General features: G+C 36.4%; 17 protein-coding genes and 1 pseudogene. 15 read left to right on the top strand and 3 right to left on the bottom strand.

Annotated features, from left to right (window positions below):
- Positions 1 to 795: 795 nt before the first annotated feature.
- Both ACE38V_RS19615 and ACE38V_RS19620 read left to right on the top strand, forming a co-directional pair.
- On the top strand, positions 796 to 1,263 hold the full coding sequence (locus ACE38V_RS19615; RefSeq protein WP_375843956.1) for a UPF0158 family protein: 468 nt from the start codon (positions 796 to 798) through the stop codon (positions 1,261 to 1,263).
- Between the two features lie 190 nt (positions 1,264 to 1,453).
- A complete protein-coding gene (locus tag ACE38V_RS19620; protein ID WP_375843958.1) occupies positions 1,454 to 2,521 on the top strand; it encodes an endonuclease/exonuclease/phosphatase family protein in 1,068 nt (355 codons plus the stop codon).
- A gap of 590 nt (positions 2,522 to 3,111) precedes the next feature.
- On the opposite strand, the pseudogene ACE38V_RS19625 reads toward ACE38V_RS19620, so the two are convergent.
- Positions 3,112 to 3,960: pseudogene (locus ACE38V_RS19625) on the bottom strand (transposase); the annotation flags it as partial.
- A 298-nt stretch (positions 3,961 to 4,258) separates the two neighbouring features.
- Between ACE38V_RS19625 and ACE38V_RS19630 the strand changes: the two are divergent.
- The 7 genes from ACE38V_RS19630 to ACE38V_RS19660 all read left to right on the top strand — a co-directional run bounded on the left by ACE38V_RS19630 (position 4,259) and on the right by ACE38V_RS19660 (position 12,220).
- Positions 4,259 to 5,272 (top strand): LacI family DNA-binding transcriptional regulator, encoded by a 1,014-nt coding sequence (locus ACE38V_RS19630; protein ID WP_375843960.1) that lies wholly within the window; start codon positions 4,259 to 4,261, stop codon positions 5,270 to 5,272.
- Between the two features lie 183 nt (positions 5,273 to 5,455).
- Positions 5,456 to 6,124 carry a ribulose-phosphate 3-epimerase gene (rpe, locus tag ACE38V_RS19635; RefSeq protein WP_375843962.1) on the top strand — a complete coding sequence of 223 codons (669 nt, stop codon included), beginning with the start codon at positions 5,456 to 5,458 and terminating at the stop codon, positions 6,122 to 6,124.
- Positions 6,124 to 6,573 carry a ribose 5-phosphate isomerase B gene (rpiB, locus tag ACE38V_RS19640; protein WP_375843963.1) on the top strand — a complete coding sequence of 150 codons (450 nt, stop codon included), beginning with the start codon at positions 6,124 to 6,126 and terminating at the stop codon, positions 6,571 to 6,573. The genes rpe and rpiB overlap by 1 nt, the downstream gene beginning before the upstream one ends.
- 75 nt (positions 6,574 to 6,648) lie before the next feature.
- Entirely contained in the window at positions 6,649 to 8,529 is a 1,881-nt protein-coding gene (locus ACE38V_RS19645) for a beta-glucoside-specific PTS transporter subunit IIABC (protein WP_375843965.1), read from the top strand.
- Positions 8,530 to 8,838: 309 nt separating this feature from the next.
- Positions 8,839 to 9,144: a barstar family protein gene (locus tag ACE38V_RS19650; RefSeq protein WP_375843967.1), complete on the top strand. Its 306-nt coding sequence runs from the start codon at positions 8,839 to 8,841 to the stop codon at positions 9,142 to 9,144.
- A 291-nt stretch (positions 9,145 to 9,435) separates the two neighbouring features.
- Positions 9,436 to 11,025 (top strand): spore germination protein, encoded by a 1,590-nt coding sequence (locus tag ACE38V_RS19655; protein ID WP_375843969.1) that lies wholly within the window; start codon positions 9,436 to 9,438, stop codon positions 11,023 to 11,025.
- Positions 11,026 to 11,029: 4 nt separating this feature from the next.
- Positions 11,030 to 12,220 carry a Ger(x)C family spore germination protein gene (locus tag ACE38V_RS19660; protein ID WP_375843971.1) on the top strand — a complete coding sequence of 397 codons (1,191 nt, stop codon included), beginning with the start codon at positions 11,030 to 11,032 and terminating at the stop codon, positions 12,218 to 12,220.
- A 47-nt stretch (positions 12,221 to 12,267) separates the two neighbouring features.
- On the opposite strand, the gene ACE38V_RS19665 is transcribed toward ACE38V_RS19660, so the two are convergent.
- Positions 12,268 to 13,362 (bottom strand): GerAB/ArcD/ProY family transporter, encoded by a 1,095-nt coding sequence (locus ACE38V_RS19665; protein ID WP_375843973.1) that lies wholly within the window; start codon positions 13,360 to 13,362, stop codon positions 12,268 to 12,270.
- 746 nt (positions 13,363 to 14,108) lie between these two features.
- Between ACE38V_RS19665 and ACE38V_RS19670 the strand changes: the two genes are divergently transcribed.
- The 3 genes from ACE38V_RS19670 to pstA all read left to right on the top strand — a co-directional run bounded on the left by ACE38V_RS19670 (position 14,109) and on the right by pstA (position 16,905).
- Positions 14,109 to 15,002 (top strand): phosphate ABC transporter substrate-binding protein PstS family protein, encoded by an 894-nt coding sequence (locus tag ACE38V_RS19670; RefSeq protein ID WP_375843975.1) that lies wholly within the window; start codon positions 14,109 to 14,111, stop codon positions 15,000 to 15,002.
- A gap of 65 nt (positions 15,003 to 15,067) precedes the next feature.
- Positions 15,068 to 15,967: a phosphate ABC transporter permease subunit PstC gene (pstC, locus tag ACE38V_RS19675; protein WP_375843977.1), complete on the top strand. Its 900-nt coding sequence runs from the start codon at positions 15,068 to 15,070 to the stop codon at positions 15,965 to 15,967.
- Entirely contained in the window at positions 15,964 to 16,905 is a 942-nt protein-coding gene (gene pstA, locus ACE38V_RS19680; protein WP_375843979.1) for a phosphate ABC transporter permease PstA, read from the top strand. The genes pstC and pstA overlap by 4 nt, the downstream gene beginning before the upstream one ends.
- Before the next feature lie 494 nt (positions 16,906 to 17,399).
- Here pstA and ACE38V_RS19685 read toward each other — a convergent pair whose 3' ends face one another.
- Positions 17,400 to 17,858, bottom strand: coding sequence for a DUF4362 domain-containing protein (locus tag ACE38V_RS19685; protein WP_375843981.1), 459 nt, complete (start codon positions 17,856 to 17,858; stop codon positions 17,400 to 17,402).
- Positions 17,859 to 18,433: 575 nt separating this feature from the next.
- Here ACE38V_RS19685 and ACE38V_RS19690 point away from each other — a divergent pair.
- From ACE38V_RS19690 to ACE38V_RS19700, 3 genes are all read left to right on the top strand, one after another.
- The gene (locus tag ACE38V_RS19690) at positions 18,434 to 19,216 is read left to right on the top strand and encodes an amino acid ABC transporter substrate-binding protein (RefSeq protein WP_375843983.1); all 783 of its coding nucleotides are present in this window, start codon (positions 18,434 to 18,436) and stop codon (positions 19,214 to 19,216) included.
- Positions 19,217 to 19,442: 226 nt separating this feature from the next.
- On the top strand, positions 19,443 to 20,102 hold the full coding sequence (locus ACE38V_RS19695) for an amino acid ABC transporter permease (protein WP_375843984.1): 660 nt from the start codon (positions 19,443 to 19,445) through the stop codon (positions 20,100 to 20,102).
- Positions 20,103 to 20,117: 15 nt separating this feature from the next.
- Positions 20,118 to 20,864, top strand: a complete 747-nt coding sequence (locus tag ACE38V_RS19700) for an amino acid ABC transporter ATP-binding protein (RefSeq protein WP_375843986.1) — start codon at positions 20,118 to 20,120, stop codon at positions 20,862 to 20,864.
- The last annotated feature ends 264 nt before the right edge of the window (positions 20,865 to 21,128 follow it).

Genomic DNA, 21,128 nt, shown 5'->3' on the forward strand with positions numbered 1-21,128 from the left:
TTAGCCGGAATGATTTTTATAATCTTTCGGATTGTATTCATAGATCCCAGGAATAGGTATGTAAATGGGAGTTGAAGATTAACTGAAATGATTTTATAGAGAGACGACCTAGTCGTTTCTCTATTTTTTAAATGGGCAATGTATTAGGGATAAGTTACTTTGCGTGAGCAGATCAAGATACGATGAAAATATTTTTAATTTTATAAATAGTCTAACTATAGGGAACGAGTATGATTCAAATGCTTGGATACTGAATAAGGTAAATATACACTTACATCACGGACCACGGAATATTTTACCTAACAACTTTTATTTTAACCCACTAATAATAGACTTCGAGCTGAAGTATATACTATTAATTTATCCATTTTTTAAAAAGCTGTTTCTTAGAGACGAAACTAAATTGGGTAGTAGTTTAATTCAATACAACCCGAAGGATAAAAGATTCTATGATATGATAACGAGAATCACACAGATTTTTGAGGAATGGCCAAATAATTTCTTCTCTTTTCTAAAAGCTTACGAGGACTCTCCCAAAAGCAAACCCAAATATCCTTTTTGTAGAAAATTAAAGGACGTATGGTTATGTACCTTTCTATCGATTTACTGATGCTTTCAATAGTATTGGATGGTGTAAACGTCGAAGAATTGAAAAAATACTTTATTTCTAGAAGAAAATTTAGCGAGATTAAAAAAATGGTTACTATAAAATATAGGCTATCTTCATCTATTTGTGAAGGAAAGTACATAAAGTAACGGGGCTTTAGTAAAAAAATATCAAAAGGTGATCTATTAATGAGTATACAAGTCAAAGTAAAAGATATTATTGAGGAAATGGAAATACAGTTTGAAGAATCACGTTCTTTACTAAATATTAAAACGGGTGAAATAGTGATAGTCACCTCGGAGGATTTGAGAGCTGCTGAGGACGAGCAACCATTTGATCATTTACCTGAATGGGAAGCTGAAAATAGAATATTGGCAATTGACGTGGTGGAAAACTTTGAAAATTATATAGAACTACCTACTAAATATGATGTGAATGAATATGAGATAATGGAAAACTTTTGCTTAACAGTGAGTGATCAACGAAAGCAGGATTCTTTATCTACGGCAATTAAGGGAAAGGGAGCCTTTAGGAGATTTAAGGATAAAATTATTGATTATGGATTAGAAGACCAATGGTATTCATATCGAGACGAGTGTTTTAAACAAATTGCGATTGAATGGTGCCAGGAAAATAAAATAGACTTTATTGAATAGAGTAAAATACGATGTGAACTAAAATAAAAGGAAATCATCTTTTCTTATTGAACTAAAGGGACAGATTAGTGCAATAACAACTTGATTATAGTACGTTTGTAAATCCACTTATTTTCTCCTACAGCTGCTGATACAGTAGATTGATTATTAGAATAGTATATTCTGATACATTAATAGGAGGTTTTCATAAATGGGTATTCGACCACAAAAAAGTGAAACAATCATGACATGGAACATCTATTTTGGAGCTAGCTTAAGGCCTGCAGTAGGAACCACTCCAGCGGAACTCCCACAACGTGTTACTGAGATCTTTAGACAGTTTCAAGCAACAAATTTTCCGGTACGAGCAAGAGCTATTGCTGATCAAATTGCAAGAAAAAAACCAGATATAATAGGTCTTCAAGAAGCAGCAATATGGCAACTTTTGTTACCTCAAAATTCTAAAGTAGTAGTAGAGTATGATTTTGTTTCGATCCTTCTCAAGGAGTTAAAAAAAAGAGGATTGCATTATCAGGTTTTAGCAATTGTAGACACTACGGATGTTACGTTACCTAGTACTAGCGGCTTCAACGTTCGATTTTTAGATCGAGATGTGATTTTGGTGCAAAAAAATTCAGGACTTAAGTTCTCAAATATACAAACAAAGAATTTTGCAGCTTTTCTTCCCGTTCCAATTGGCGGTAATATTGAAAAACTCCTTTTTGGTTGGGTGTCTGTTGATGTCGAAATATTCGGAAAGAAATTTAGACTCGTAAATACTCATTTACAACCCGTTTCACCTTTAGAACCCATTACACTTCAAATACAACTCGCTCAAGCTAATGAACTTTTAAATGGCCCGGGAGCTACTGAACTTCCCGTAGTATTCATAGGGGATTTCAACTCAAATTCTGACGGCAGTGGTCCAACATACAACAATTTGATTGCTGCTGGATTTAAAGATGCATGGGAGATCGCAGGAAAAGGCGATGGATTAACATGTTGCCAGGATGCTGATTTATTAAACTTGATCTCGCAACTATTTGTTAGAATAGATTTAATTCTCTTTCGAGGCAATTTCAAAGTTGAAAAAGTGGACGTTGTAGGAGAAGAGCAAGAGGATCGTACACCAACGGCACTATGGCCTTCTGACCATGCAGGAGTGTTTGCAAGTTTACATTTAGAAGAACATCATGACCATTACCATGATGAAAGCAGCGACGAAAGTTCAGATGAAAGTTCTAGTTGCGATGAGACCAGTGGACCACCACAGAGGTAAAGGTAGAGGGAAGGATAAAAGACGTCCCTAAAAGATTGAATATGAACAATTTGTTATTTTCCCTTCATAAAATGTAGGAAACCACGTGCAATACTTTAAATAGGTTCATCAGAGCTCAACTTATTTAAAACTCCCTTAATAAATTGGAGATTGCTGAAAAAGTACCTAGACATCAAAAACAACTTATAAGGACATCTATAACTAGTATTTAAAGAATGTTGATTTTCAATATATTGTAATGTTTTGTCTTAGCTTTTAAATTAGTTGGACTTTTTTAGTGGCCTCGGAAGCTTCTCTGCTTCCTTTTTATTTGGAAGGAAGCGAGGAATCATCCTCTAGTCCCCATTTTTGATATTAATCTACGTAGCGGCGCAATTTTTTGCTGTACTTACCCTTTATGATTTTAGTTTAAATAAAGTGATTTAATATTGGGCTATTTGTATTCAAATGTAAAGAGAGTGAAAGCAACATAATTGTTGTTGCTTTCACTCTCTTTATTTTTAATAAACGTTTGCTAGAGTCAATTTCATAATTCCTATTTTAAAAGAAACACAGACCTTCAGAATTTTACTCTCTTTAATTTTTAAAACTTATACAGCTTGTTTCTGACTATTTAATGCGGCATTTATGCGATCAGCAGCTAATTTTGAAGCATTATATACTAAGGTCACTAGGTCAAAATGAACTTTGGCGCGTTTTCCAGTCCGATAACGTACATTGTCTAATTGGAAGTATAGCTTAAGATGAGCATTCACTCGTTCCACGGCTGTACGACCTTTAAAGATGTTTTTCCAAACTTTTGAACCACGGGTAGGTGCTGTATATTTTCGAAGATCTGTTGTGATCTTTACTTTATAAATCTTTTGACATAGTCCTTCATTGGCTAAGGGACAGTCTTTACATTCCTTTGGACGTGTGTATTTGAGTGTTTCGTACTTTGGATCTAAACTATCATACCGATACGAGTGTTCCTGGAAACAAGTGGACGCGAAATGTTTATCAAAACCGACTGACTCCGGCTCATTACGCTTGTTATAGGCAATAATCGATTGTTGGCCCATTTGATGAATTTGTTCATAAATTGGTTCGTAATCATATCCTGCATCCATCTTTTGATAAAGTAAAGTGGGAAGTTGTACACGTTCATGGCTTCCTTTTAATAAAGGAATCGCTGCCTTTCCGTCATTCAAATTACCAGAAGAAAAGAGGGATTGAAGAATGTACTGGCTTTTTGTTCCAACAGTTAAATGCGCCTTATAGCCATACCAAAAAACGTTCTTTTCTTCGCTGTTTTTCTTCACACCCCATTCTGGATTTTGGAAAATTTCGGCACGAAGTTGATCTAAAGGAACGTCCAACTGTTCTTCTATTTTCTTTTCAAAAAGAGGGAGATTAGCTTCGCGTTCAGCCTTCTCAATCAACCATTGTTCTCTCTCTTCTTATAAAAAATACTATTTGGGGTGCTGTCAGGGAATGTGATTTCCTGATGATACCCCAAATAGTACATCAATGAATTTCTATGGATAATTCAGGTAATATATTTCTAGTTCTCGATTGGTTTCCATCCTATGGAAATTTCCAGACGGTACCTGGTACCCAATTTCTGTCCCTGTTTCAATTTTGCTATTTTCGAGTAAACGATTAACCATTTTTTTAAAAAGCGTTTGCATTATCAAATAAATATGCTAAAATAAATACATAAAAGGGTAAACGTTTTCGCGTAGGAAGAAGTGAGTTATGAAAAATCAAATATCTATTAAAGAAATTGCAAAGCTTTGCGATGTATCTGTTGCTACTGTTTCAAGGGTAATCAATAATAACGGTCGTTTTTCAGAGGAAACGCGAAAAAAGGTTCTTGATATCATTGAAAAATACCAATATAGTACTAATACTGTAGCAAAAACATTGAGGATGAACAAGTCTAATACAATTGGTATTATTGTTCCTGACATAAGTAATGAGTTTTTCTCAACAATTGTTCACAAAATTGAAAGTTACTTCTTTGATAAAGGATTTTCTACCTTTATTTGTAACACAGATAAGAGTAAGGAAAAAGAAAAGGCTTACATTTCATCCTTAGATTCAAAAATGGTTGATGGTCTTATTTGCATTTCAGGTCAAGAGGAGATCGAGGCATCCTTGTTAAGTAGAAAAATTCCGATTGTCACGATCGATAGAAGACCAAGAATGGCGAATAACCTAGCGATAATTGAATCGGATCATTTACATGGCGGATACCTAGCAACCAAGCATTTAATTGATAAAGGATGTAAAAACATTATCGTATTAACAAAACAAAGCAGCCTTTCCTCTGTTAATGATCGTATTGAAGGATTTAAAAAGGCATTGGCAGAGAAAATATATCCTTTTACTCTTCATTCAGTTGTTGAAATTGCTGACGATCGAAAACATAATATCGATAAAGCCAAGGAAGCCATTCGTAATGAATTAAAAAGTGGAAGAACCTTCGATGGCGTTTTTGCTACAAATGATTGGTTAGCGCTTGGTGTGGTAAGGGAACTTTTAGATTTAGGCTTAAAGGTTCCTGAAGATGTGAAGGTAGTTGGTTTTGATGACGATACTATTGCTAATTATTCAGAGATTCCACTTACTACTATTAGACAAGATGTTCACAAGATAGCGGAAGTAACTTCTGAGTTATTTTATGAATTATTAACTGAGGAAAATATGGCCATTAATCAAAAACACATCAAGATACCAGTAGAGTTAATTGTAAGAAAAACAACGTAAAGGAAACAAATGGTTCCTTTATGCCAAATGAGAAAACGATTACCCTTATTTGTTATTATTTTTTGTAGAATGAGTAATCGATTAATCAAAGTATAACAAATACCTGGTATTTTCACTTTAAAAAATCCTATTTTTTTGCGTATTGAGTAAACGATTACCCTAAAAATTTTAAGAGGTGCAAGAATGAAAAAATTGATTTGTCCTTCTATGATGTGTGCTAATTTTAGATCATTAGAAGAAGAAGTTAAGGCACTCGATGATGCAAACATAGATATCTATCATATAGATATTATGGATGGTAGCTTTGTTCCAAACTTTGGAATGGGATTACAGGACTTAGAGTATATCCGAAATAAGACAAATAAATTAGTGGATGTTCATTTAATGATTCAAAATCCTGCTGAGTACATCGACTTGTTTTCAGAAAAGGGAGTTGACATTATTTACTTTCATCCAGAAACAGATATGCATCCAGCTAGAACGATTGAGCGAATCCGTTCCAATGGAGTAAAGCCGGGAATCGCAATTAATCCTGGAACATCTGTAACGACAGTTGAACCATTATTAAGTCTAGTAGATTATGTGTTAGTTATGACAGTTAATCCTGGTTTTGCCGGACAAAAATATTTAGATTTTGTGAATGAAAAAATTGTGGAATTAGCTATATTACGTGAAGAAAAGAATTTTACGATTATGGTTGATGGCGCGATTTCACGTGAAAAAATTAATGAATTAAGTCCTTTAGGAGTAGAAGGATTTATTTTAGGGACTTCTGCATTGTTTGGTAAAGAACAAGATTATAAAACGATCATCAATGAAATTAAAAAATCAGAATTGGTGGAGGCTATATAATGAAAATTGCAATTGGAAATGATCATGTTGGAATTGAATTAAAAGCAATTACCATCGAATTTTTAAAGAGCTTAGGCCATGAAGTAGTGGATTATGGTGCGCAAACAACTGAACGTACCGATTATCCAATATATGGTAAAAAAGTGGGGGAAGAAGTAGCAAAAGGAAACGTTGATTGTGGTATTTTAATTTGTGGAACAGGTGTAGGTATTTCACTTGCTGCGAACAAAGTAAAAGGGGTAAGAGCGGTTGTATGTAGTGAACCATATACAGCTCAGTTATCAAAACAACATAACAACACAAATATTTTGGCTTTTGGATCAAGAGTGGTTGGCAGTGAGTTAGCCAAAATGATTATAAAAACTTGGTTAGATGCAGAGTTTGAAGGGGGAAGACATGCTAATCGAGTGAATATGCTTAGGGAAATTGAAGAAGCTTATCTATGCTAATTCATATCAATACTAATTTTCTTTCATATACTTAAACAAAAAATTCAGATAGAGAAAAGAAGAGAGGGACAAGAAATGGCATATGAAAAATTGGCTCAAGTGATTGTCGAAAATATCGGCGGTAAAAGCAACATATCTTCAGTAACGCATTGTGCAACTAGACTTCGATTTAAATTAAAAGATGATTCTAAAGTTAATAAAGAGGCTATAACGCAATCTTCAGATGTTTTATCTGTTGTCAATAAAGGGGGACAATTCCAAGTCATCATTGGTACACAGGTTCCTAAAGTATATGAGCAAGTGGTAAAACTTATTGACGTTCAACCAGGTACCTTTAATAAGGAAGATGAAAAACCATCAGGGAATGTGATCGGCCGTTTCTTTAATGTCATTTCAGGTATTTTTACACCGTTGTTACCTGCTTTAGCTGGTGCTGGGGTATTACGAGGAATCCTGATGATTTGTAATCAATTAGGTTGGATTAGTGAAGACTCAGGTACATACGGTATTTTATCTGCTGCATCACTAAGTGTATTCTACTTTTTACCAATTTTATTAGCGTTTACATCAGCTAGAAGATTTGGTGTCAATCCATATGTCGCTGCTGTTATTGGTGGAGCGATTATGCATCCAGATTTTACAGCCCTAATGGGAGACTTAGGTAATGGTGCCATGTCGTCCTTCCTTGGAATTCCGGTTATCCTAATGAACTATTCATCAACCGTTATTCCGATTCTTTTATCTATTTGGATTTATTCATATTTGGAAAGATATTTAGAAAGAGTTATTCCAAAAAATATTCAAATTCTATTTGTTCCATTAATTTCTTTTGCTCTCATAGTACCTTTAACTGTAATTGTATTTGGTCCGTTCGGTGTGTATGTAGGTGAATGGATTGCCGGCGGTATTAACTATTTAAGTGAAGCAAATGGTTGGTTAACAGGTCTAATCGTCGGTGGTATATGGAATGTATTTGTTGTATTTGGATTACAATGGGCAGTAAACCCAATTATGATCAGTAATATCAGTACTGTTGGTTATGACCGTATCGTTCCATGGACAGCTGCTGCTAACTTTGGTACAGCAGGAGCGACATTTGGAGTTCTATTAAAAACCAAAGACAAAAAAATGAGATCGTTTTCAGCATCTGCACTTTTATCAATCTTCTTTGCCGGAATCACAGAGCCAGCGATTTACGGTGTTATGATTAAATTAAAACGCCCTTTCATTGCAGCTATTATTGGTGGTGCAGCTGGTGGTGCCTATATGGGAGGAAATGGAGTTATCTCTAATGCCTTCGTATTTGGCGGATTAACAACAATTCCTGCATTTGCTGGTGATACATTAATTCATTATTTAATTGGTTTATTAATCTGTTTCGTAGTGTCAGCAGTCGTTGCGTTCCTTCTAGGTTTTAAAGAAGATAAAGATGTAAAAGGCGAAGTACCAACAACTGAAGTACAAGGACAAAACAACACAGCTACACCTAAACAACTTGTTTTAGCAGAAAAAGTAATTAACAGCCCTATCAATGGGAAAGTTGTTGATTTAAAAGAAGTTGAAGATGGAGTTTTTTCTGAAGGTTTATTAGGAAAAGGAATTGCTATTATTCCATCGGAAGGAAAAGTCTATGCGCCAGTTGATGGTGTAATGACTACCGTATTCCCAACAAAACATGCATATGGAATTACAACTGAAGATGGAGCAGAGGTTTTAGTTCATATTGGTATTAATACAGTAGAATTAAACGGTAGCCTATTCACAGCACATGTACAGCATGATCAACGTGTCAAAGCAGGAGATTTAATTGCTGAATTTGATTTAGAACAAATTAAAGCAAAAGGATATCCTATTTATACACCTGTTATTATTACTAATACACCTTCATTTGAAACCATTAAACCTTTAAGGTTTGGAAATGTAACACACGGAAGCAGAGTTTTACAGTTAAATTAGATTATAAGCTTACTTAGCTGATGAGGTGAGATAGTGGCCGTTCAGAAGGTTAATTAATTCTACGAAAGAAGCAGGGGGGCGTTTCTCTGCTTCCTTTTTATTTGGAAGGAAGCAAGGAATCGGCCTCTAGCTTACATTTTTGATATTAATTCTGTAAATGGCGCCATTATTTGCTGTACTTACCCTTTATGATTTTAGTTTAAATAAGTGATTTAATATTGGGCTATTTATATTCAAATGTAAAGAGAGTGAAAGCAACATAATTGTTGTTCATTTTATTGGAGCTTATAAATAAAGGAAGGGATTATATTGAAGTCACAGGAGAATGAATCAAAACAAGATAAGCTTATACTGGATGTGAGTGCAGTTCAAAATTCAACTGAACTTCATTGTTTGTTAAAAAAGAATCTTGAATTACCCGATTTTTATGGAATGAACTGGGATGCATTTTGGGATGCAATTACTGGACTAATTGAATTACCTGAAACTTTGATTTTTGAGGGATGGAATAACTTTGAAGAGAGACTACCAAAAGATTCCCAAATTTTCATTAATCTCTTAAATGATTTTAACGAACAATATCCGCATTGGAAATGCAAAGTCGTTTATAAGTAAAATTCTAAAACCTTGATTGGCTGTTTGCCTTCAAGGTTTTTGCTTATTATAGAAGCAAGGGACGCTTCTCTGCTTCCTTTTTATTTGGAAGCAAGGAACCATCCTCTAGTCCCCATTTTTGATATTAATCTACGTAGCGACGCAATTTTTTGCTGTACTTATCCTAGTATGTTTCAGGAATGGTTGGCCGCTTATGTTATGAATACTTAATTAAGCTGAAGGGCAAGTTAAAGTGGAATTGGTTTATTTTTGGTTAAGGCATTCATTGAGCATTAGGGAGACGATTTTGATATGAGCTGGAAAAGGAATCGGAAGCGTTTTGTATATGACCAAATCTTAAACGAAATTGAATCTGGAATGTTTAAGCTTCCTAATATTCAAGAGGTCGATTTAAATAGGGAACTTGCTATAAATGAGCGGATTCTCAGAGAGATTTTTCAAGATTGTTCAGATATCGTATTCCGTCACATTGATTCCCAAGGTGGAATGAAACTTCTTTTGATTTATATTGATGGTTTAAGCGATTCTATGACTTTGGATCAGGCCGTATTAAAACCATTAACCCTTGATGTGCTTCAGGATTCACCGGAGAGTATTTATAAAGTAGAACAAATGATCGAACAGCAGCTTGTAGCCATCGCACAAGTCCAAAAAGAACCAAAAATAATCAATATGGTCAATGGCATCTTAAGAGGGAGAGTCGCCTTTTTAGTTGAAGGAAGCAGGAAGGCATTACTTGTGGAAATTGGAGGATCTGAAAAGAGAAATATTGAAGAACCAACTGCAGAAGCGGCTGTTCGCGGGCCAAGAGACGGGTTTACTGAAACTTTGCGTATCAATACAAGCCTCGTTCGCAGACGGATCCGACATGTAAACCTTAAAATGGAGTCGTTAACGGTTGGCAAATATACTCAGACGGATCTTGTCATTGCGTATATTAAAGGAATTGTCCCTAATTCAGTTGTAGAGGAAGTCCGGAAAAGAATCCAAAGAATCCAAATCGACGGGGTAATGGAATCAAGTTATATTGAAGAATTTATTGAAGATTTCACTTGGTCACCGTTTCCACAGGTCCAAAATAGCGAACGCCCAGATGTAGTATGTTCCAGTTTACTAGAAGGAAAAGTTGCTATTTTCATCGATAATACTCCCTTTGTATTGATTGTTCCCATGACATTCTGGAGCGGTTTGCAAGCAGCGGATGATTATTACGAACGGTCGATTTATACCACTTTCATTCGAATCATTCGCTACTCCTTATTTAATATTGCCCTGCTTTTCCCATCTTTTTATGTAGCCATCACCACCTTTCATCCGCAATTGATTCCTACTAACTTGCTCATAAGTGTGGCTGCAGCAAGGGAAGGAGTTCCTTTTCCTACTGTCATTGAGACCATCTTGATGGAATTTATGTTTGAAGGTCTTCGCGAAGCGGGAATTCGATTGCCGAAGCCTATTGGTTCAGCAGTCAGTATTGTGGGAGCGCTTGTCATCGGAGAAGCAGCTGTACAGGCAGGCATTGTATCTGCCCCTGTAGTTATTGTTGTCGCTTCGACCGGTATTGCATCGTTTGCCATCCCACGCTATAACCTCGGGACTGCCTACCGATTTCTTCGCTTCCCGATATTGATCTTAGCAGGAATAATTGGATTATACGGAATTGTTTTTGGCGTTTTTTCTATTTTAATCCATTTATTAAAACTTCGCTCTTTTGGAGTTCCCTATTTAAGCCCGGTAGCTCCCTTAATTCCTAAAGATGTGAAAGATGTATTCATTCGTGTACCGAGATGGATAATGGTTTCCCGACCTGAATTGATTACGGGAGCTAATAAAAAACGTGCCCAAGAAGGGCAACAGCCAAGTCCGAAACGAGGGAGATAAACAAATGAATAGGAAATTCATCATCTATTTCGTTTTTGTTCCATCTTTGTTTTTCCTTGCTGGTTGCTGGGATAGTGTGGAGTTAAACGATCGTGCTATTGAACTTGCGTGGGGAATTGACGAGGCAAATGATCAAAATATTAAAATCAGTACACAAATCATTATTCCTTCCAAAATAGGTGGAGGACAGGGAAATAGTAGTGGCGGCGGAGGTCAAGGGCAACCCTATTTTGTCGAAAGTGGAATTGGAAAAGATACACTTGAGGCAGTCCAACATATGCAATCAAAGCTTTCTCGAAAAATCTTTCGCGGACAACGGCGGGTTATCGTAATAGGGGAGAAGCTTGCCAGACAAGGAATCAAAGACCTCATGGATACTTACACGCGGGATCCCAGTATTAATTTATTAACTGATATTTTTGTTATTAAGGAAGATACGGCAGAGAATTTTCTTAAAACCACACACACGTTAGAAAATATATCCGCCGTGGGAGCAATAAAAGAATATAGCCAGATTGAAGAGCAAAAGGGAGAGGGATTTATTTACTTTCTGCTCTCTGCTGTAAGTGATGGAACCCGTCCAACCATGCCTGCTATTGAGCTTGGGACCGCCACTAAAGAAGGAGAGGGACAGGGGGAAGAGCCTAATGTGAAGGGATTTCAAATTAAAGGGACTGGTATATTTAACAAGGATTTGAAATTAATCGGGTATTTAAACATGGAAGAAGAACGGGCATTACGTTGGGTGACGGAACGTCTTGATAATTTAACAGTAACATCAAGTGTTCCAAAAGAAAACGGGTATGTCAGTATGGATTTAACCAAATTAAAGAGCAAAATTAAGCCTATCATACAAGGGAACAAGATTAAATTTCTTGTAACTTTATCAAGCTCGGGAGCGCTAAGGGAAAACAACACCAATTTAGATCTCACCCAGGTAAAAAATGTGGCTTTAGTTCAGAGAGCATTAGCAAAACAAGCTGAAAGGACGGTTTTTAATACAATCTCACTGGTACAAAAAGAGTATGGCATAGATATCTTTGGATTTGGTGATGCGCTTAAACGGAAAGATTTACATCGATGGAGGTCCTTGAAAAATAACTGGGACAAGGAATTTGCCAATATAGAGGTCTCTGTAAAAGCCAATTTGACCATTCGAAAAATAGGTGTAACTGGGAAATCACTAATTAAATAATAAATATTTGTCATATGTTTTTGATCGTTTGCAAGTATTGACAAAGTCTATTTTATTTTCAATACCTTTTGTCGAAACCATGTGACAATAAGGAGAATGGCTGGCAATATGATAAACATAGGAAACCATATGTACGGTACCAATATTTTCATATGGGTAAAATAGACATGCTCGGAGATGTTTTTTGACATTGTCATTCCCAAGATTAGTGCAATGATACTTGAGGGGATAATCAGTGCACGATTATTTTTTAGATGAAATAATTGCTGGAATCCTTTTAATGCTCCGAGCATATTAATTAAGATCTTTATGATTGCAGTCATAAAAAGGTACAGAATTCCGAATATCTGCAAGTTTTCAATAAAATCTCCGATGCTAATCATACCTAACAGGGTGTATAGGGGATAGAGAAAATGCGAAAACATACTCCCGAAAACGGCAATGGCAAGCATATCCCAAAATGTGATCATCATTCCAGATAGTAGGGTAGCGAGAATAGTAACCTTTACAATCTTTTCAGGGCGATTCGTATCGGGCCAGAACATGCAAAATACGATTGCCTCCCCAAAAGGTTCGGTAATTCCCCCGGGAAATGCCACATTCCATATAGGTTTCCATCCGTTCTCTAAGACAGGCAGCAAATTATTTATATGTAAAACCCCTGTTAAATAGAGAAATATCGCTTGGATACAAAACATCACTAATACCAATGGAAAAATCATTTCTCCCAGTCGGGCAACGAGCTCAATACCGCCGTATACGCAGTAAGCAATGATGATGATAAACACCCCTTCAATAATAAGAAAAGGGGTATTAAATAAAATGGTTGTTGAAATCATATCTCTAATATCTGCAAGACCTCTGCCTACATGATATAGAAACAAAAGAGAGTATAAAAACGAAATGGGAATACCTATGAAGCGTCCAAATTGCGCAGGAAACCACTCCACAAGCGTTTTCCCTGGATTCATTTTCATTAATGTGGTGTATAGGAGAATAACAATTAAGCCAAGGCACATTGATACAAGTTGACCAATCCACGCATCCTTGCCAGCTGAACCTCCAAAGCCAAAAATAACGGTTGTTCCTAATTGAAAAATAAAGGTGATGACAAACAACTGATAGCTAGAAATTTTCTGCATTGTTTCCTCCTGAAATTTAGGAAATTAAGAATCCTTATTTTAGCTTAAGGATATGATGATTCATTATAATCGAGGATTTAGGTCCGTATTATTATAGCCACAGGGACGAGGTCGTAAACTTGGAGAAGTTGTATTGGAAAGTCTTATTTTGTATGAACTAGGTTTGGAAGAGATGAGGATGTCATGCTAATATAAACAAAATAGAGGTGTCTACATGAAATTAGATGAGTTTGTAATTGGATAATTGTTCCAAACAAAATCGTTAAAATTAACAAAAGAGGATATTATGAAGTTTGTGGGTGAATTTGACCCCAATAAAAAAAACTGTAGGCAAACACGATTTTTAACGAGTTTGTCTACAGTTTGAGGCTGCTCTGTAAGTAGCCTCTCATGCTTCTCAGAGGGGAATGTAGGACAATGAAAAGCTTATATTTATCATATCACTGATTACGGTTTTGAAATATTAATCATTTATATATTTAATAAAATGAAAGTTATGGGATTGTATTATTTGAGTAAATAAATTAACAAAACTTAACATAATTATGACGTATATAAAGCTGGAGAATATTGATACCTCAAGCTTTATTTGCTTCTATTCGATGTTGTCATTCCTTTATATTCCGCGATTTCCCTTTACATAAAAATGAAATAGCTTTTATATAGGCTTAATATTACAGCCCTATAATGAGTTTGTACCCGATCGGGAGAAAAGAATTTTACAATGAAAAGCGGAGGGAAATGGAATGAATTTAAAAGGCTTAAAATTATCGATGGCAGCATTTGTCATAGCAGGGGCACTTGCTGGGTGTGGAAATAATAATGAGGAATCCAAAGCATCTGCAGATTCTGCGTCAAATTCGAAGGAAGAATATTCCGGCACAGTGACTGCTGCTGGATCGACTGCACTCCAACCACTTGCTGAGGAAGCTGCAAATGAAATTACAGGCACTTATCCAGATCTATCTGTAACTGTACAAGGCGGGGGCAGCGGAACCGGTGTTAACCAAGTGGCGGCAGGTGCTGTTGATATCGGAAACTCAGATGTTCCAGCAGCGGAGAAATTAGAAGATCAATCTAAAGCAGGCACGCTTGTAGATACAAAGGTGGCAGGCATTGCATTCGCGATGGTAGTAAATAAGGATGTAAAAGTGGACTCTTTAACTGAAGAACAAATTCAAGGAATCTTCTCTGGCAAAATTAAGAATTGGAAGGAAGTTGGAGGGAATGATGAAAAGATTAACGTCATTAATCGCCCTGCATCTTCTGGTACACGTGCCACTTTTGAGAAAATTCTTATGAAGGATGCAAAAATTGATGACAGTATTGGAACAGCACAAGACTCAAACGGTGCGGTTGAACAGTCGGTTAATTCCACTCCAGGATCCATCAGTTATCTGGCCATGTCTTATTTAGTGGGGGACAAAAAAGATAGCTTGACAACCTTAAAAATAAATGGTGTAGAGCCAACTACTCAGAATATCGCCGATCAAAAATATCCTTTCTGGGCCTATGAGTACATGATTACAAATGGTGAACCAAAAGATGGAGTAAAAGGATTCATTGACTATATCTCTGGTGATGAATTTGCTGATAAAGTAACAGAAATGGGATATATTCCAATGTCTGAATTTGAATAAATGATTGGATAAAAAAGGCTGGCTCCTAGTCGGTCTTTTAATTTTTTCGCAGCGGGGTAAGGAATATGAAGGGGAAAAAATCGATAAATTATATTAGAAATGAATATATTGGCAGAATTCTCGTATCAATTAGTGGATTTTTAATTGTTTTTACGACGCTCGCTATTATCATTTTTATTTGCAGCAAGGGTCTGCAGTCCTTTTTGCATGGTGAAATATCATTTGTTGAAATGTTTACATCTACGAAATGGAGCCCGAATGATGCCCAAAATAAATCATATGGCTCGCTCATATTTATCGGAGGCTCTACCTTGGTATCAATAGGTGCTGTGATCATTAGTACACCAGTAGCTATCGGTATTGCAATTTTCAATAGCTATATTTCTCCAAAATTCGGATCTACGGTTCTGAAACCGACTCTTGAACTACTAGTTGGCATACCATCAGTTGTTTACGGCTTTTTGGGGGTTACAGTTCTTGTTCCTTTTTTACGTGAGCATTTTGGAGGAGTTGGATTTAGTTTAATCGCAGGAATCATCGTGTTAGCAATTATGATCTTACCTACGATTGCCAGCATTTCGGGTGATGCAATAAAAGGGGTTCCATTCGATTATCTGGAGGCTTCATATGGTCTAGGGTCAACTCGTTGGCAGGCGGTCAGCCGTATCATTATTCCTGCGGCTAAAAAAGGAATCTTGACCGCAATTGTGTTAGGATTAGCCAGAGCCTTTGGTGAGGCATTAGCCGTACAAATGGTAATTGGAAATACAGTGAAAATGCCGGACTCTTTATATAGTCCGACTTCCACATTAACAAGCATCCTCACAATGGATATGGCAAACACTTTGAATGGCACTGCATGGAATGATGCTCTCTGGACTTTAGCGATGATTCTATTATTGATTTCGTTCTTGTTTATTTTGATTATTCGATGGATTGGCAAGAGAGGAGCACAAGAGGCATGAGAAACACAGCAAGGATGATAAATAATATTTGGACTGGTATTTTTTATATGATTGCCACGCTAGTGATCATGCTCCTAGTCTTCATGGTATGGAAAATTCTTTCTTTAGGTTGGGGTTTTTGGGATCCGTCTTTTTTAACGGGACTTCCTAGCAACACGAAGTCCGGGGGAGGAATAGGGCCCCAATTATTTAATTCTTTTTATTTGCTGATTCTTTCATTGATTCTTTCAGTGCCGTTGGGGCTTGGGGCCGGCATTTTTATGGCAGAGTATGCTAAAAAAGGGAAAATCCTAAATTTTGTTAGGCTTTGTATTGAGACAATGGCGTCTCTTCCTTCTATTGTTGTGGGATTATTTGGTTTGTTAGTATTTGTGACGTTGGCTAGATGGGGATATACTTTGATTGGTGGAGCCTTAGTGCTGACCATTTTAAACCTCCCAAATTTAACGAGGGTTTGTGAACTGGCAATTAGTTCTGTGCCTCCAAGTGTGAAAGAGGCAAGTCTTGCTTTGGGTGCAACAAGGTGGCAAACAATTATAAAAGTATCGATTCCCTCGTCTTTAAAAGAAATTATTACGGGAGTGATTTTAACGGCCGGCAGGGTATTTGGCGAAGCAGCTGCTTTAATTTATACAGCGGGTTTGACTACGCCAATCCTGAATTCTTCTGCCAATCTAAATAGTCCGGTAAATCCTTTTAACATCTTCCGTCCTGCAGAAACACTGGCCGTGCATATTTGGAAGTTGAACTCGGAAGGAATTGTCCCTGATGCACGACTGATTGCTACTAAATCTGCTGCCGTGTTAATTATCATGGTATTACTATTCAATATTGCTGCAAGGTTAACGGCAGGAATGTTAGATCGTTATTTAAAAGGGACAAAAACGGCGAAGAAGCCGAAGAAAAATAAACAATGGAAAGAGAATAATGTAGCTTAAATGTCGTGGGTCATTTTTGATTTTCGGCAAGACGGATAAGAAATCGAATTTTTTCTATATAATGAAAGTGTCTTTTTATTCATTCTTTCTATTATTATATTGCCGTTCATTTACATTTAGCATGTGTAATAGCAGAGCAATGACTTGATATTGAACAAAAATTCAGTGGTGATAATAGAATATAAGACATTCGGAAGAGAGCTGTAGGATATAGCTCTCTATTTTTCGAAAAAGTTCTTAATTTCAATGTTTGGAGAAAGCCCGAGTAAATTCTTGAGCTTTTTAGGTTCTTGTTCGACTAATACTTCATCGTATTTTTACCATTTTGTCAACTGAACTGCCCTTTTGTCTAATATAAAAATCATCATTGTTTAACGGGAATTTCAACAATGGATAGGTGCCTTTCATATTTTCCTATTAGGAGCTGTCATATTATTTAATGAAAGGCCTGGAAAAAAAATACAGCTTATTCACTATTCGTTTTTCAATCATTTTTAATTACTCCATTGTTTTTTTAGTTTCTCCTTTTCAACTCTTAAAAGAAAAAGGCTATTACCTTTAGAACAACCACTTAATAAGAATTCGGCTTCTCCATGTTCATTTTCCTTCTTAACGACTTCTTTACAAACATCTTTTTCTGTTCCTTTATCATCTCCCGCAAAATGATCGTTTGAATTATCATAAGTATATTGAATAACCTTTCCATCAAATTGCAAGTCATGGAAAATAGGATCTCCTTCGATTGTATAACCTGTAATTCGGATCGTGTCTTCTTTTTTGTTAGATAAGTTTATTAAAAATTGTTTTAATCTCTCTAAATTAACGACTTCATTCTGATATACAATGTCTCCTCTTTTAATCGCTTCTTGAGAATTGTATGCTTCGTTTTTTGAACAGCCCAATGTATTAATAACAATCAAAAATGTCATAACACCAAATAAAAATATCTTCACTTTTCCCCCTCCTAACTAAATTGAGAGAATCACAAATTGTGGTGATTAATCAAATTCTATTAATTTTAACTTTAAGGCATTTTCGTTGAGCTTTCTTTTTTACAAAAAATAGATTTCTTCAAGAGCTTTAATGTATAACGGAATATTGGTTAAGTATGGTCTCATTCGCATTGTCACAGAAGGCAAGCAGTCATTGCTTGCCTTTTCTGGCTCCTCAAGAAAACCCTTCTTATTTTCTTAGGGATATACTCGATTATAAAATTATTTAGACAAAAGGTTGTGTAATGAAAAAATTAAATTTTAAAATAATAATAAAGCCGCAAAGTCGCTTTATTGCGATAATAAAATCAACTATGAATCCTTTAGTCTGCTAATATACTAAAAAATCCATTGACATGAAATGATATATTGTGCTAAATTTATATTCGTTGATTCACTTCTCTAATATATTAGCGAAGTAAAGGATTTAAAGGATTACTTTTATTGTAAGATAATGAATTTTATTAAAAATAAAGAGCCTATTACATAAAAAGGTTCAAAAAAGGTAAAGAAAACATGAAAGGTGGTTATTGAAAATGAAACGTTTAACAACATTGTTTTTGACGATGGTTGCACTCTTTTCTCTTCTAGTTGGGTGCTCTAGTACATCGTCAAATAAGAAGGATAAAGATGATACATTAGTGATTGGAATTGATGATAAATTTGCGCCAATGGGATTCCGCGATGAGAATAATAAGATTGTTGGCTTTGATATCGACTATGCGAAAGCAGCAGCGGAAAAGATGGGCAAAAAAGTTGAATTTCAGCCAATCGATTGGGAAACAAAAGAATCTGAATTAAGCAGTGGTCGTATCGATTTAATTTGGAATGGATATACCATTACAGATGAACGAAAGAAAAAGGTTCTTTTTACAAAGCCATATTTGAAAAATGCACAGGTGGTTGTGACTTTAGCAAATTCCAAAATGAATAAGCTTGATGATTTAAAAGGGAAGGTAGTAGGGCTTCAATCTCTTTCTTCAGCAGCAGATGCCTTGAATGCTAGTCCTATTAAATCACAGCTTAAAGAAGTGACTGAATTTACGGATAATGTTCTTGCCTTAAATGATTTAAAATCAGGTCGCTTAGATGCGGTTGTCATTGATGAGGTTGTCATCAACTATTATATGACGAAAGAACACGACGCCTTTAAGGTGCTTGATAAATCTCTTGCCCCTGAAGAATATGGAATTGGTGCGAAAAAGGGAAATGAACAATTGCGTGATGATCTTCAAAAAGCATTAGATGAAATGAACGAAGATGGAACTGCTGCTGACATTTCGAAAAAATGGTTTGGTGAAGATAAAGTTTTAAAATAATAGAGAAAAAATGATTCGGCAAAGCAGGATTTCCATTGGAGAAACCCTGTTTTGTTTTATCCCACCTTAACGGGCAGTAAGACCCCCACCTCAAGATTCTGCGTATGCAAAGAAGATTGGTGGGGGATCAACTGCCCGTAAAGGTCCGATTGGTTCAACTAACCATCAGTGGGGGATGAAGAAAACCCCCACTGATGGAAGTTTCACTTTATGGAGGAAATCCAATATGTCTGTTGAGTACATTCTTTCAATTCTTAAGCCCATGCTAGAAGGGGCACAAGCCACGGTGCTCTTGTTTATTATCGCAATTATCCTATCGCTCCCTCTTGGCTTCCTTTTAACCCTAGCGATTAGAAGCAATATTAAGCCAGTCTCCTGGCTTGCGTATGCCTATATTTATGTCATGCGTGGAACACCCTTATTATTACAGCTCTTATTTATTTGCTTTGGACTGCCAATGATTCCGGTGATTGGGGAGTATATGGTCCTTGATCGTTTTGTTGCAGCAGCATTAGGCTTTGTTTTGAATTATGCCGCCTATTTTGCTGAAATTTTCCGCGGCGGACTTCTGGCTATCGACAAAGGACAATATGAGGCATCGCAAGTATTGGGCTTGAATAAATGGCAAACGACAACGCGTATCATTCTACCGCAAATGTTTCGTATTGCTTTACCAGCGGTTGCTAATGAATCTGTCACATTGGTGAAAGATACGGCATTGCTTTATGCTGTGGCGGTTCCAGAATTATTGCACTTTGCGCAAACGGCTGTAAACCGAGACTTTACGATTGTTCCATTTTTCCTTACGGGTCTGATTTACTTATTGATGACTTTAATCTTAACGACCCTATTTAGATGGATTGAACGCCGGTTAAAATTTGAATAAAAAGGAGTTCAGGATATGGCAATTATGGAAATATCCAACCTTAAAAAGTCTTACGATCAGATAGAAGTATTAAAACAAATAACGTTTGATGTGAATAAAAATGATGTTGTTGCTGTGATTGGTCCTTCTGGATCAGGGAAAAGCACGATGCTGCGGAGTCTTGTTCATCTTGAGGAAATAGACGGAGGGACGATTCGAGTCTGTGGAGAAAATCTGGTGAAGGATGGTGCTTATTCCAAACCGCAAAAGATTAAGGAAATCACAGCAAAAATGGGGATGGTTTTTCAGCATTTTAATCTTTTTCCTCATCTGACGGTCCAAGAAAATTTAGAGCTCGCCCCGAAATTGGTGAAAAAAGAGTCGGCTGCTGACATTCGGAAAAGAAGTACAGAGCTTCTTGAGAAAATTGGGCTTGCAAATCGGGTAAAGGCATTCCCAGGTAAGCTTTCGGGGGGGCAAAAACAGCGGGTTGCGATTGCACGGGCTTTAATGATGAATCCTGAAATCTTGCTGTTTGATGAGCCTACCTCTGCTCTGGACCCTGAGTTAACTAGAGAAGTCCTCCAGGTGATGAAGGATCTTGCGGAAGAAGATATGACAATGATTGTTGTGACGCATGAGATGGGATTTGCAAGAGAGGTGGCAAACCGCGTGATTTTTATGGATAACGGGGAGATTGTAGAATCCGGTCATCCGACAGAGCTATTTACGAATCCAAAGTTTGACCGCACGAAAGCATTTTTGAATCAAAATCAATTTTAAGTTAAAAAGAACTGTAGACTGCAATACTACAGTTCTTTTTAATGGTTTTTTTTGTAAACTTTTTTGCTAATGGAATTGATTTGTTAGGGGGATGATTTGGACAGCTCTGGTTGAATGGAAAGGAATTTGTGACGAAATCCAGAGTCTGCCCATTCGGAAAGTTTTGATAGATTCTGAGTCAACCGAGTCCAAAAGTAGGTCACTAATGGACAGCTTGGCCGGAATTTGAGTGAAATGAGTCCAAAAGCGGGTTACTAATGGACA

Origin of the sequence: Cytobacillus sp. Hz8, from assembly GCF_042263505.1 — a bacterium.
Taxonomy (GTDB): Bacteria; Bacillota; Bacilli; order Bacillales; family Cytobacillaceae; genus Bacillus_BE.